The 12,783-nt window shown below is 67.7% G+C and carries 12 protein-coding genes; 7 read left to right on the top strand and 5 right to left on the bottom strand.

Translation table 11 applies throughout. From position 1 onward, the window contains the following. Positions 1-20 precede the first annotated feature (20 nt). Entirely contained in the window at positions 21-1,574 is a 1,554-nt protein-coding gene (locus tag IEY68_RS06930) for a sensor histidine kinase (RefSeq protein WP_058856333.1), read from the top strand. Then, positions 1,571-2,284, top strand: a complete 714-nt coding sequence (locus IEY68_RS06925) for a response regulator (protein WP_058856281.1) — start codon at positions 1,571-1,573, stop codon at positions 2,282-2,284. The genes IEY68_RS06930 and IEY68_RS06925 overlap by 4 nt, the downstream gene beginning before the upstream one ends. Before the next feature lie 7 nt (positions 2,285-2,291). On the opposite strand, the gene IEY68_RS06920 is transcribed toward IEY68_RS06925, so the two are convergent. The 4 genes from IEY68_RS06920 to IEY68_RS06905 form a co-directional block, all read right to left on the bottom strand. Further along, positions 2,292-3,854 (bottom strand): VWA domain-containing protein, encoded by a 1,563-nt coding sequence (locus tag IEY68_RS06920; protein ID WP_082681568.1) that lies wholly within the window; start codon positions 3,852-3,854, stop codon positions 2,292-2,294. A gap of 216 nt (positions 3,855-4,070) precedes the next feature. Next, a complete protein-coding gene (locus tag IEY68_RS06915; RefSeq protein WP_058856279.1) occupies positions 4,071-4,319 on the bottom strand; it encodes a WhiB family transcriptional regulator in 249 nt (82 codons plus the stop codon). Next, on the bottom strand, positions 4,316-4,897 hold the full coding sequence (locus IEY68_RS06910) for an HNH endonuclease (protein WP_058856278.1): 582 nt from the start codon (positions 4,895-4,897) through the stop codon (positions 4,316-4,318). Before IEY68_RS06910 ends, IEY68_RS06915 begins: the two co-directional genes overlap by 4 nt. A gap of 67 nt (positions 4,898-4,964) precedes the next feature. Beyond that, positions 4,965-5,129: a hypothetical protein gene (locus tag IEY68_RS06905; protein WP_156426334.1), complete on the bottom strand. Its 165-nt coding sequence runs from the start codon at positions 5,127-5,129 to the stop codon at positions 4,965-4,967. A 346-nt stretch (positions 5,130-5,475) separates the two neighbouring features. Here IEY68_RS06905 and IEY68_RS06900 point away from each other — a divergent pair, with 346 nt between their 5' ends. From IEY68_RS06900 to IEY68_RS06885, 4 genes are all read left to right on the top strand, one after another. Then, positions 5,476-7,665, top strand: a complete 2,190-nt coding sequence (locus tag IEY68_RS06900; RefSeq protein WP_058856277.1) for a malate synthase G — start codon at positions 5,476-5,478, stop codon at positions 7,663-7,665. 191 nt (positions 7,666-7,856) lie between these two features. Then, entirely contained in the window at positions 7,857-8,561 is a 705-nt protein-coding gene (locus IEY68_RS06895) for an NAD(P)H-dependent oxidoreductase (protein WP_267886594.1), read from the top strand. A gap of 160 nt (positions 8,562-8,721) precedes the next feature. Next, positions 8,722-10,416: a hydrogenase maturation protein gene (locus IEY68_RS06890; protein ID WP_058856276.1), complete on the top strand. Its 1,695-nt coding sequence runs from the start codon at positions 8,722-8,724 to the stop codon at positions 10,414-10,416. A gap of 155 nt (positions 10,417-10,571) precedes the next feature. After that, positions 10,572-11,405 carry an MHYT domain-containing protein gene (locus IEY68_RS06885; protein ID WP_063916221.1) on the top strand — a complete coding sequence of 278 codons (834 nt, stop codon included), beginning with the start codon at positions 10,572-10,574 and terminating at the stop codon, positions 11,403-11,405. Between the two features lie 334 nt (positions 11,406-11,739). Here the strand turns inward: IEY68_RS06885 and IEY68_RS06880 are convergent, their stop codons facing one another. Beyond that, positions 11,740-12,165 (bottom strand): PaaI family thioesterase, encoded by a 426-nt coding sequence (locus tag IEY68_RS06880; protein ID WP_058856275.1) that lies wholly within the window; start codon positions 12,163-12,165, stop codon positions 11,740-11,742. Between the two features lie 95 nt (positions 12,166-12,260). Between IEY68_RS06880 and IEY68_RS06875 the strand changes: the two genes are divergently transcribed. Continuing rightward, entirely contained in the window at positions 12,261-12,782 is a 522-nt protein-coding gene (locus tag IEY68_RS06875) for a winged helix-turn-helix transcriptional regulator (RefSeq protein ID WP_058856274.1), read from the top strand. Position 12,783: the final 1 nt, after the last annotated feature.

Raw genomic sequence — 12,783 nt, 5'->3', positions numbered from 1 at the left:
TTCGTTCAGTGGAGGAGTTCGTGCGTACCGGTCGGTGGTCCCTGGCGGGACAGGTCTTCGTCCTGCAACTGGTGTTGTTGGCACTGGTCACGGCCCTCTGGGCGGGTTACGCGGTGCTCGACGCCCGGCGCGACGGCGATCGGACCGCCACTCGCGAAGTCACCGATATCGCCGTGAGTGTCGCGGCCGCGCCGTCCACCGCCGCCGCGGTGCGGTCCCCGGACCCCTCGGCGCTCTTGCAACCCGTGACCGAACAGATCCGCCGAGCGACGGGGGTGGATTTCATCGTGGTGATGGCTCCCGACCGAACCAGGTTCACCCATACCGACACCACGCGGATCGGCCTGCCGTTCTCCGGGAACATCGATCGGGCGCTGGCCGGTGCCACATTCACCGAGACCTACACCGGAAGTCTGGGACCCTCCATCCGCGCGGTCACACCGGTCTCCGACGACGGCCGCGTGATCGCGCTGGTCTCCGCGGGGGTCACCCGGGCCTCGATCGGCGACCGCTTCGCCGCGCAACTTCCCGTGATCCTCGGAGTGACGGCGGCGGGCCTGTTGGTCGCCGCGGTCGGTTCGTTGCTGCTGAATCGCAGACTGCGCAGACAGACCAGAGGTCTGGCACCCGGCCAGCTGTGGGCGATGTACGAACATCACGACGCCGTACTGCACTCGATCCATGAGGGGCTGATGGTTTTCGGTCCCACCGGCGACCGCGCCGAGGTGGTCAACGACGAGGCCCGCAGACTGCTCGAGCTGCCCGCGGGCCCGGTCACCCGTGCCGATCTGCCCGCCGCGCTGCGCCACTCCGACCGCCGGACCGTACGTGACGAAACGTATGTGACCACTGATCGGGTCCTGCTGGTCAACCAGGACGTCGTGCGGTTGGGGCGTCGTGCCGAAGGTACCGTGACCACGATCCGTGATCACACCGAATTACGTACGGTCCTGGGCGAACTCGATACCGTCCGCGGTTTCGCCGAATCATTGCGGGCCCAGGCACACGAATCGGCCAACCGGCTGCACACCGTGATCACCATGGTGGAGTTGGGCCGTTACCGGGAGGCGGTGGAGTTCGCGACCGCGGAACTCGAGCTGTCCCAGGCGCTCATCGACCGGCTGATGGCCGAAGTGGGTGATCCAGTACTGGCGGCGCTGTTGCTCGGCAAGGTGAATGAGGCGGCCGAGCGCGATATCGAACTCACCGTGACCACCGATACCGCGCTGGATTCGGCGGCGCCACTGTCCAGCCGGGAGGCCGTGACACTGGTCGGAAACCTGATCGACAACGCGATCGATGCCGCGGCCGGCGGTGCCGACGCCTGGGCCGAGGTGACCGTCCGCGCGGACGCGACTGCGCTGACCGTTCGAGTGGCCGACAGTGGGCCCGGAATATCGCCGGAGAGTTTCGCTCGTGCCGCCGAACGCGGATACTCGACCAAGGCACGACATCACGGTCTGGGTCTGGCGCTGGTGCGCGGGCTCGTCACCCGCCACGGTGGCACCATCGGCACCGTGACCGCCCCGGAGAGCGCGATCACGGTGCGTATTCCACGGGAGCGGCGCGGATGATCCGGGTTCTGATCGTCGAGGACGAACCGCTGATCGCCGAAGCGCACGACGCCTACCTGGGCCGGATCACCGGATTCCGCACCGTGGGGTTCGCGCGTACCGGCCGTGACGCACTGCGGTCCGTCGCCGCCGCCGCGGCCGCGGGGACGCCGATCGATCTGGTGCTGCTGGATATCGGCCTACCCGATATGAGCGGCCTGGAGGTGGCGGCGACGCTCGTGGGGCAGCGGCCGCGGCCGGATGTCATCGCGATCACCTCGGCCCGTGACCTCACCATGGTGCGGGCCGCGGTCGCCCACGGAGTGGTGCTCTATCTGCTGAAACCGTTCACCTTCGCGGCATTCCGGGACAAGCTCGAACGCTACCGCGAATTCCACGGCGCACTGCCCACCGGTGAATCCGCGGCCACCCAGGACGATATCGACCAGGCCCTGGCAGTGCTGCGCACTCCCGCCCGGCAGTCCGGCACCCCGAAGGGGGTCGCGCCGAATACACTCGCCGAGATCAGCCGCGCGGTCCGGGCGGCGCCGGACGGGCTCACCGCCGCCGACGCCGCGACCGTGATCGGCGTCTCGCGGATCACCGCCTGGCGTTATCTGGAGCGGCTCGCCGACGACGGTGTACTGGACCGGCGTTCCGATTACGGCCGGACCGGCCGGCCCAGGACGCGCTATCGCTGGCGGGAATCCCCGGCCGGACGGCCCGGATGACGCCGGTTCAGGGCGTGGTGAGTGCCCCGACCATCGCGGTGCCGAATTCGAGGTCGTTGCTGCTCGGCAGAACGGTGTAACCACCGCCGGTGCGCTGGGTGAGTGTGCGCAGCGTATCGCTGCCCTGGCCGCCGCCGACGACGATGACGTCCACCCGGATGGGTGTCGCCGCATCGTCCGCTTCCGCGATCGCGGACAGCAGATCTTCTCCGCTGAGCGCGGAGTCGTCCTCGGGGCCGTCGGTGACCAGCAGGATCGAGTTGGTGCGGTCGGCGGCGTAGCTGTCGACCGCGTTCCGGTATGCGGCCAGCAGTGCCGGATAGCATTCGTCGGAGCCGGCCGAGGTCGCTTCGATCGACCCGAGCGACCCCATGAGGGTGCCGCGATGCTCATCGTCGAGGCGGGCGGTACCGGCGACGACCCGGTACGGGCTGTCACCGTCCAGGTTCTTACCGAAGGTCCAGATACCCAGACCGAAATCCGGTGGCATCACATTCATGGTGGAGGCCAGCGCGCCGACCGTGTTGGCCAGCCGGGTGAGATCCCCCTCGGTGGTGCTCATCGAGGACGAGACATCGAGCAGTGCGGTGGCCTGCACCCCTAGTACAGGGTTGGTGAGCGCTTTGCGGAGCCGGTCGAGCGCGGCCCGCGGCGGCGAGGAGACCTGCTGGGCCGGGGGAGCGGCGAATCCGGCCGCGATCAGATCCCGCTGCTGGTCGGGCCTGCGCAGGTAATCGGCGAACAGTCCGGCGATGAGGTTCTGCGTTTCGTCCACCCAGGGGCCGGACATGATCGCGGCGGGGTAGTCGGCCACCGGTGCCGCCCCGGCGGGGACGTAGGCGGTGGCGCTGCCGTTGGCCGCGAGGCGGCGCTGGGTCACGGGGACGACGTGTATCGCGGCTTCGGCCGGCGCGGCGGCCGACAGGGTCGTCATAGCGGCGGCGATATCGGTGGCCTCGGGTGCGGTGGCGGCCAGACCGGAGACGGCCGAGATCGCCTGTCCGGATTTCGCCGCCTCCTCGGTCAGCGGTTCGGTGCCCGAGATCGCGCCCGCGACGGCAGCGGCGACGGCGAGTGTGCTGTCGCCCGGCGGCAGCGCCAGCTTCAGCCCCGCCCAACCCGGCAGTCCGATCTGGTCGAGTGAACCCTGTTGCAGCCGCGGCAGATCCGCCCACGAGGTCTGGGTGGCGGCCAATGCGTGCCGCAGTATCTCTGGTACGGCCAGCACGATCGGGCTGGACGCGATCGACTGCGGTGTGCCCTCGATGAGGCCCGGTACCCGCATGGATTCGATATCACGACTCGACACCGGGATCCACAGGCCCGGCCGCGGGCCGAGAACCGGGTTCCAGGTGGCGTTCGAGGTGAAGGCGGCCACCATATCCGCGGACGCCCGCTCGGTGACCGCGACCTTCGCGCAGTGGTCGCGGATCACCGGGGCGGTGTCGTTGTAGCGGTCCGCGATGGTCCGGACCGGATCGGCTATATCCGGATCCACCGTGACGTCGAGGATGGCCTCGCCTTCCATGCACGTGCCGGTGGACGCGCGGTCCGCCGGATTCGTGCCCATTCGTGAACATCCGAAACCGACAGCGACCAGGACCACTACGATTACCGCCGCGATCACCGGTCCCTTGCTCGATCTCCGGGAAGAACCGGTGCTGCGATGGGTACCCACGGGCAGTCAGTCTATGTAGCGGAACGGCGTCGTGACGCACCACGGTCACGACTGTGGGGCCGCGCTCGCGGCGCGACCCCACAGCGTCTCCGACCAGCTTTTCTCCGGCTATTCCCGGATCATCGAGCCCCGGTCGAATTCCTGCCCGCCCCACACGCCGGATTGTCCGGTGCGCTCGGCGAACCTCCGGCAGTCCTGCCGGATCGGGCAGCGCCCGCACACTTCCCGCGCATAGGCGAAATCCTGGGACGGATAGGGAAACCACGCCTCGTGGTTCGGGTCGCCGCGGCAGGCGGCCCGATGCCAGCCGCGGCTGTCGGAGACGGGCAGCAGGTCTGCCAGAATTTCGACGGTCATCTCGATCCCCTCCTTCCATGGATCGCCTCGGGGGTGGTCGTCGCGAGTTGTCTCCAGACCCGCCGCTGCGCACGGGCGAGCGGGTCCGGCGGCCGGGGCTGCCAGAGCAGCCGCATACCGGCCTCTTCGGGGGTGCGGTCGGCTTTACTGGTATTGCAGGTCACGCAGCACGCGATGAGGTTCTCCCACGTGTTGGGCCCGCCCCGGCTGCGCGGCCGGATGTGGTCGACGGTGTGTGCCCCGGCGCCGCAGTATCCGCATCGGTTCCCGTCACGCCGCAGGATCGCGGCGTGGGTCGCGTGGCCGTCGGGCCTGCGGACCGCGATAGGTGCCAGGTACCGGTAGCGGACCAGCCGGATGGTCTCCGGCAGGATGATCTCGGTGTGCTGGGAGCGGATCGGGAAATGTGGCTGCCGTACCACGACGGATTCGGCGATTCCACTGGTCAGCAGTACCACCGCGCGGTCGGCGGGGATCCGCGCCAGCGCCTCGTAGCTGGCATTGAGCACCAATACACGGGTACGTATCCAGTTGTCCGGAGTGAGCGTCGCCGGTTCGGCGACAGCGGATATCGGCATGGGGATCACCAGGTTTCGACGGCCCGGGACAGCCGGGACCACAACGGGAGCGGGAGAACGCGGGCGGTCAGCGCCGCCGCGGGAGGAGCCGGTCGATCGCGAGGTCGCCGGCGGCGGGTTTCGGCTGCCGCAACGGTTCGCCGCGGACGCCCATCGGCCGGTTCGGCGCGCTGGCGCACAGTGCGGAATCGGCGTTCGACCGGGTGTCACCGGCCGGTGCGACTGGATACAAGACCACTCCTCCCTTCTCTGTCGTCGTAGCCCTGCCGGGGTGGCGGACCGGATGGAATACATGGTGGCACAGGGCGGTAGCGGTTGTCGGCTCATTTTTTTCCGCCACCGGATCGGCGCCTCGCCACGCCGGTCGGCGCGCCGCGACGGTATACGGTCCGGCAGGTGTGGGAACGCCGTGCTGCGGCGCCGCGGAGTCCCGTGCCCGGCTGCCCCGCCGGAGTAGAGTCCGGTCCAGGATGTCAGCGCCCTGCCCACGTGATCACCCGGCGATCGGAGCGCCGCTACCGGTCGGTAACATAAACGTCGACTTTCCACCCGGTATTTCGCGGAAGTGAGGCACGTAGATGACAGAGCGGAAAAAGGTCGGCGGGCTCGAGGTTGCCACCGTTCTCCACGACTTCGTAGAGAACGAGGCGCTCCCCGGCACCGGCGTCGATTCCGCCGCGTTCTGGGCCGGCGCCGAGCGGATCATCACCGAGTTCGCGCCGCGCAACCGGGCCCTGCTGGCCGAACGTGACGAGATCCAGGGCAAGCTCGACGCCTGGCACAGCGAACATCCGGGCGCCAACTACGACGAATCGGCCTATAAGCAGTTCCTGGTCGAGATCGGCTACCTGCAGCCCGAGCCCGCCGACTTCGGTATCGGTACCACCGGCGTCGACGACGAGATCAGCAGCACCGCCGGCCCGCAGCTGGTGGTGCCGGTGAGCAACGCGCGTTTCGCCATCAATGCCGCCAACGCCCGCTGGGGCTCGCTCTACGACGCCCTCTACGGCACCGATGCCATCCCGGAGACCGGCGGGGCCGAGAAGGGCAGCGGCTACAACCGGGTGCGCGGTGACAAGGTCATCGAATGGGCCCGTAACTTCCTCGACGATTCGGTCACCCTGATCACCGGTTCGCATATCGGCTCGACGTCCTACGTCATCGTCGACGGTGAGCTCGAGGTCGGCCTTGAGGACGGCACCACCATCGGCCTGGCCGATGCCGGTCAGCTGGTCGGTTACCTCGGCGACCCGGCTTCACCACAGTCGATCCTGCTGAAGAACAACGGCCTGCACATCGAGATCCAGATCGATCCGGAATCGCCGATCGGTAGCACCGATACCGCCGGTGTCAAGGATGTGGTCATCGAATCCGCGGTCACCACGATCATGGACTTCGAAGACTCCGTGGCCGCGGTGGACGCCGAGGACAAGACCCTCTGCTACCGCAACTGGCTGGGCCTGATGAAGGGTGATCTGGCCGAAGAGGTCACCAAGGGCGGCAAGACCTTCACCCGCACCATGAACCCGGACCGGGTCTACACGGCGCTGGACGGTTCCGATCTGACGGTGCACGGCCGGTCGCTGCTGTTCGTACGCAATGTCGGTCATCTGATGACCAGCGACGCGATCCTGGACGCCGAGGGCAACGAGGTGCCCGAGGGCATCCTGGACGGCATCATCACCTCACTCATCGCCAAGCATTCGCTGCGTGACGATGTGGCGCTGACCAACAGCCGCACGGGTTCGGTGTACATCGTGAAGCCGAAGATGCACGGACCGGACGAGGTGGCCTTCACCAACGACCTGTTCGCCGCTGTCGAGGATGTGCTGGGCCTGGCGCGCAACACCCTCAAGGTCGGCATCATGGACGAGGAGCGCCGCACCACGGTGAACCTGAAGGCGTGTATCAACGCCGCCGCCGACCGCGTGGTGTTCATCAACACGGGCTTCCTGGACCGCACCGGCGACGAGATCCACACCTCCATGGAGGCGGGTCCGATGATCCGCAAGGCCGAGATGAAGACCCAGCGCTGGATCCTGGCCTACGAGGACTGGAACGTCGATACCGGTATCGCGACCGGCCTGCCGCACAAGGCGCAGATCGGTAAGGGTATGTGGGCCATGCCCGACCTGATGGCCGGGATGCTCGAGCAGAAGATCGGTCACCCCAGGGCCGGCGCGACCACCGCCTGGGTGCCGTCGCCGACCGCGGCAACCCTGCACGCCACCCACTACCACCTGGTGGACGTGTTCAAAAGGCAGGCCGAGATCGCCAAGGGCGGGCCGCGGGCGAGTGTCGACGATATCCTCCGGATCCCGCTGGCCGCGGACACCAACTGGTCCGAGGCCGACAAACAGCAGGAGCTGGACAACAATTCGCAGTCCATCCTCGGTTATGTGGTCCGCTGGATCGACCACGGTGTCGGTTGCTCCAAGGTTCCCGATATCTCCGATATCGCGCTGATGGAAGACCGGGCGACCCTGCGGATCTCGAGCCAGCTGATGGCGAACTGGCTGCGGCACGGCGTGGTCACCACCGACGAGGTGGTGGCGAGCCTGGAGCGGATGGCGCCCGTGGTGGACCGGCAGAACGCCGGTGATCCCGCCTACCGTCCCATGGCGCCCGATTTCGCGGGCAGTGTGGCGTTCCAGGCCGCGAAGGATCTGATCCTCGAGGGCACCGCGCAGCCGAACGGTTACACCGAGCCGATCCTGCACCGTCGTCGCCGCGAGGCCAAGGCTCTGGCGGGTAAGAACGAGGCGTGATCGTCTCGTAGCCGCCGGACCACGCAGTCCCCGACCGCCCCCCTGAGCGGCCGGGGACCGCGTGTTCGTACGGCCGTTCACCCCCGGGCCGGACGCGGGCAGGAATGCCGGCGGCGGGCGACGACGTTGCCCGGAACATGAAGGTTTTGCTCGTCTACGCGCACCCGGAACCGGATTAGCTCACCGGGACCCTGAAAGATGTGGCCGTCGAACAATTGCGGTCCGACGGCCACGAGGTCCGGGTTTCCGACCTCTACGCCATGGGCTGGAAGGCGCACGCCGATGCCGCCGATTTCGGTGCGGTCACCGAGACGAACTTCATGCTGGCCTCCGGGGAGGCCTTCGAGAACGGTTCGCTGAGCGCGGATATCCGGGCCGAACAGGAGAAACTGCTGTGGGCCGATACCGTGCTGCTGCACTTCCCGCTGTGGTGGTTCGCTATGCCGGCGATCCTCAAGGGCTGGGTGGATCGGGTGTTCACCTGCGGGTTCGCCTACGGGGCGGGTGGCAGCGCCATCCCACGCTACGGTGACGGCGTCCTGGCCGGCCGGCGGGCGATGCTCGTGGTCGCCGTAGGCGGTCGGGAACCGGCGTATTCCGATCGCGGAATCAACGGTCCGGTAGCGGATCTGCTGTTCCCGATCCATCACGGCATCCTGTACTACCCGGGGATGGACGTACTACCACCGTTCGTGGTGCACGGTGCCATTCGGGTGGACGACGAGCGGTTCGGCCGCATTGCCGATAACCTGCGAAAGCGGCTGGGAGAGTTGGAACACACCGAGCCGATCGGGTACCGGCGTCAGGCCGGTGGTGACTACGACCGCGGACTCCGGCTCGAATCGGGGCGTGAGGAGCCCGGGACCACCGGATTCGGTTTGCACATCGCGTCGTGAGAGGGTGTCCGCGGTAGGTGCGGTTCCGCGGATGTGTTAGAGCAGTTCGCCGTCGGTGCGAGGGCTCGGGCTGCGGGCCGATCGGGGCAGGACTAGCTTGGTCGAGTCGAGTCCGTATCCGGGGACCGATCGGATCAGCCCTGTTCTATGGAGGAAAATCTTGCGAGTCCTGCTGGTGGCGAGTGCTTTCAACAGCCTCACGCAGCGTGTGCACACCGAACTGCGTTATCGCGGGCACGAGGTCGCGGTCGAATTGGCGCTCGGCGACGATCTGCTGCGGGCCCGGGTATCCGCCTTCCGGCCCGACCTCATCGTGGCGCCGATGCTCACCACCGCTGTCCCGGAGGACGTCTGGACCGAGCACACAGTCCTGATCGTGCACCCCGGACCGAAGGGTGATCGCGGACCCTCGTCGCTGGACTGGGCCATCAGCGAAGGGGCCGCGGAATGGGGCGTCACCGTCCTGCAGGCGGTCGAGGAGATGGACGCCGGTCCGATCTGGGCTTCGGTGGCGTTCCCGGTTCCGGCGTGCGGGAAGAGCGAGCTCTACCGCAACGAGATGTCGGACGCCGCGGTGGCAGCGGTGTTGCTGGCCGTCGACCGTTTCGGCGCGGGGGATTTCGTGCCCGAGCCGCTGGACTACGGCCGCCCGGACGTGCGCGGCCGGTTACGGCCCTACCATTCCCAGCAGTACCGCCGGATCGACTGGGCGACCGAGAGCACCACCGATGTGCTGCGCAAACTGCGCGCCGCCGATTCCCAGCCCGGTGTACTCGACGAACTCTACGGTCGTGAATATTTCGTGCACGGCGGCCACAACGAGGACCGTTTGCGCGGCACCCCGGGCGAGGTGCTCGCCACTCGCGACGGTGCGATCTGCCGGGCCACCGTCGACGGCGCGGTGTGGTTGCCGCATATGCGGCGCCGCCGGATCCCGGGCGGTCCAGCGGAATTCAAGCGGCCCGCGGCCGGCGCGCTGGGCGCCGACCTGCCCGCCGGTACACCCGAAGTTCCCGTATCCCCGGCCGAGGCAGCCGTCCGCGATACCTGGTCGGAAGTGCGCTACCACGAGGCCGGGTCGGTGGGCCACCTCGAATTCGCCTACGCCGGCGGCGCGATGAGCACCGCACAGTGCCGGCGGTTGCTCGCGGCCTATCGGGAGGCCTGCGCGCGGCCGATCCGGGCGCTGGTCTTCGGCCCGGCGCGCGATTTCTTCTCCAACGGCATCCATCTGCACGTCATCGAATCGGCCGAGGATCCGGCGCAGGAATCCTGGCGCAATATCAACGCCATGAACGACCTGGTCGAGGCGATCCTGACCACAACGGACAAGTTGGTGATCTCGACGCTGCCCGGTAACGCGGCCGCGGGGGGTGTGATGCTGGCGCTGGCCGCCGACGAGGTGTGGTGCCGGGAATCGGCGGTGCTCAACCCCCACTACCGGTTGATGGGCCTGTACGGCTCGGAGTACTGGACCTATTCGCTGCCGCGACGTGTCGGCGCGGCCGAGGCCGCCCGGCTGACCCGGGAGACCCTGCCGGTGGGCGCGAAAGCGGCCGCGGATCTCGGGCTGGTGGACCGAGTGGCTCCGGGGGGTGCCGCCGAGTTCGCCGAATGGGTACGCCGGGAGGCGGAGACGCTGGCAGATTCGCCCGAGCTGGAGAACCGGCTGACCGCGAAGAAGCAGCAGCGCGAGGCCGACGAGGCCGCCAAACCGCTGGCGGAGTATCGCGCCGAAGAATTGGCGCAGATGCGCCGGAACTTCTTCGAAGAGTGCGAGCCGTACCACGAACTGCGGCGAAATTTCGTGTACAGCGTGGCGCCGGCCGCCACTCCGGCGTATTTGCGGAGCTGATCCGGACAATCCGGCTTTAGCTCAGTTGTGACATCAAGTGGCGGATGCGTACCCACCTGAGGTGAAATTTTTACTCTGCAGGCCACCTCGGGGTGTGTCGAACTACTGTCTATACGGCCGCGGTTCGGAAATCGACTAGTACATCGGAGTAACACGTGCAGCTCGAGCACTTCAGCAATGGGTGGGTGACGCCTGTCCTCGCCTATTTCATGTCGTTCATCGGGTCGGTGCTCGGTCTTCGGTGCGCGGTCCGCGCGCGGTCGTCCGAACAGGCCGGCGGCTGGCTGATCGCGGCGGCCATCGCGCTCGGTGGCGCGGGGATCTGGGTCATGCACTTCACTGCCATGCTCGGCTTCTCCATCGACGATATGACCATCCGCTACGACATGCCGATGACACTGCTCAGTGCTGGTATCGCGATCGTGGTCGTCCTCATCGGGCTGGCGATCGTGGTGCGCGGTCACCGGGAGGCGGTGGCCCTGCCCCTCGGCGGAGCGATCACCGGAATCGGGGTCGTGGGAATGCACTATCTGGGCATGGCCGCGATGAATTCCGGTGCGGATATGGAATACAGCACCGGGCTGGTCCTGCTGTCCATCCTGATCGCGGTGGTCGCCGCGACCGCCGCGCTGTGGTTCATGCTGCACGTGAAGGGCTGGGGTAACACGATCGGCGCCGGTCTGATCATGGGTGTCGCGGTGTGTGGTATGCACTACACCGGAATGGCCGCCATGAGCGCCCACCACGGTGACCACACCGCGGTGCCGGAGGGTGCCGCGCCGGTGGAGCTGCTGACACCGCTGCTCACCACCGTCGCGCTGGTGGTCGTGGGTCTGGTCGTGCTGGTCGGGGTGGCCGAGCTGGAAGTACGCTCCACGGCCATCGCGAAACAGGATTACGGATCCGACGAGGGCGCCACCCTCACGACCGATCCCGCCACCCTCGCCGTCAGCGGGCGCGAATGGCCGCGGATGCCCGTGGACCGCTAGTCTGCGCGGATGTCGTAGTGGTGACATCGGGGCCGGACCCCGGTTGTCGCCCCCGGCTGGGCGGCCTATTCTGGGCGGCCGTATCTGCAAGACGAAGTGAGGATTGGTTCGAATGGGTAGTACCGTGCTCGATATCGCCGCGCTGATCGTGGTGCGAGTTGGGGATTTCTTCCAGTGGGCTACCACCGGTTCGGCGGGATTCCCCCCGCTGTGAACCAGTAGGCAGCTGCCGACCGGAGCCCGGACGCTGTCGGCGTCCGGGCTCCGTTGTGTCCGTACCGGGTGCTCGCGCGACGGATCACCGGTGGTCCGGGGCCGGGGGACGGAAGCCTGTTCAGTTCGGTAGTGGCACATTCTGCAGCCGGACCTGGCCGCGGGCCAGTGCCTTACCGCTGGCGCTGTCGGCGATGATCACCTGCCACAGCTGCTGGGTCCGTCCCTGGTGCAGCGGCTCGGCCGTGACCGAGGCGCGGCTCTCGGTGGCCGGCCGCAGGAAATCGGTCGCATTGTGCACCCCGACCGCGAACTCGCCCCGGTCGGCCACTGCCGCGCTGGCACCGATACTGGCCGCGCTCTCCACGATCGTCGCGTACACCCCGCCGTGCACCACGCCCCACGGGGTGTGATGGTCGGGGCCGAGTTCGACATATCCGGAGACGCTCGTCCCGGAGACATGATCCACCACGAAACCGCTTGCCGCGACGAATCTTCCGGCATCGGCGAGGTCCACGCTGGGCAGTTGTTCCGAGGAATCCGGCATGCGATGCTCCCGCTGATCGATAGCTGACTTTCGAATTACCAGCTAGCCACGGCGGGGCTCTGACTGTCAAGTCCGCAGTCAGATAGGCTTGCCTCATGGAGTGGCTCGAGTACAGCACCGGCAACTGCTCCGTCCAACGCACCCTGGATATCGTCGGGGACCGCTGGACGATGATCGTCCTGCGTGAACTGTTCAACGGGGTGCATCGGTTCGAGCAGATGCGGCAGCACTCCGGAATCTCGGAATCGGTGCTGTCCAACCGGCTGGGCAGACTCGTCGACGCGGGAGTTCTCGGGGTGGTGCCCTATCGCGAGACGGGTAGCCGGACCCGCCGCGAGTATCGGCTCACCGCCAAAGGACACGACCTGTATCCGATTCTGATCGCCCTGCTGCGGTGGGGCGACGAGCACCGCGCGGACCCCGAGGGCCCGGCACTCACGGTCACACACCGAGATTGCGGTGAGCCGGTGGAGGTGATCGTCCGCTGCCGGGCCGGGCACGACCTGGACGGACCCCGGGAGGCCGAAACCCACGCGGGTCCGGCGGCTCGGCGACTGTCGGAGGTGCTCCCGGACGTGCGGGCCGTGCTGCCGCGCGGGCGTGGGTCCTCGGCCTAGA

Source organism: Nocardia jinanensis, assembly GCF_014645735.1.
GTDB classification, from domain to species: Bacteria; Actinomycetota; Actinomycetes; order Mycobacteriales; family Mycobacteriaceae; genus Nocardia; species Nocardia jinanensis.
This window is presented reverse-complemented; position numbering and strand designations above follow the sequence as displayed.

Coding starts and splice junctions, on each gene's coding strand:
- IEY68_RS06910 (WP_058856278.1), bottom strand. CDS start 4,897: ATGCCGATATCCGCTGTCGCCGAACCGGCGACGCTCACTCCGGACAAC.
- IEY68_RS06880 (WP_058856275.1), bottom strand. CDS start 12,165: ATGCCGGATTCCTCGGAACAACTGCCCAGCGTGGACCTCGCCGATGCC.
- IEY68_RS06900 (WP_058856277.1), top strand. CDS start 5,476: ATGACAGAGCGGAAAAAGGTCGGCGGGCTCGAGGTTGCCACCGTTCTC.
- IEY68_RS06875 (WP_058856274.1), top strand. CDS start 12,261: ATGGAGTGGCTCGAGTACAGCACCGGCAACTGCTCCGTCCAACGCACC.
- IEY68_RS06920 (WP_082681568.1), bottom strand. CDS start 3,854: ATGGGCACGAATCCGGCGGACCGCGCGTCCACCGGCACGTGCATGGAA.
- IEY68_RS06925 (WP_058856281.1), top strand. CDS start 1,571: ATGATCCGGGTTCTGATCGTCGAGGACGAACCGCTGATCGCCGAAGCG.
- IEY68_RS06915 (WP_058856279.1), bottom strand. CDS start 4,319: ATGACCGTCGAAATTCTGGCAGACCTGCTGCCCGTCTCCGACAGCCGC.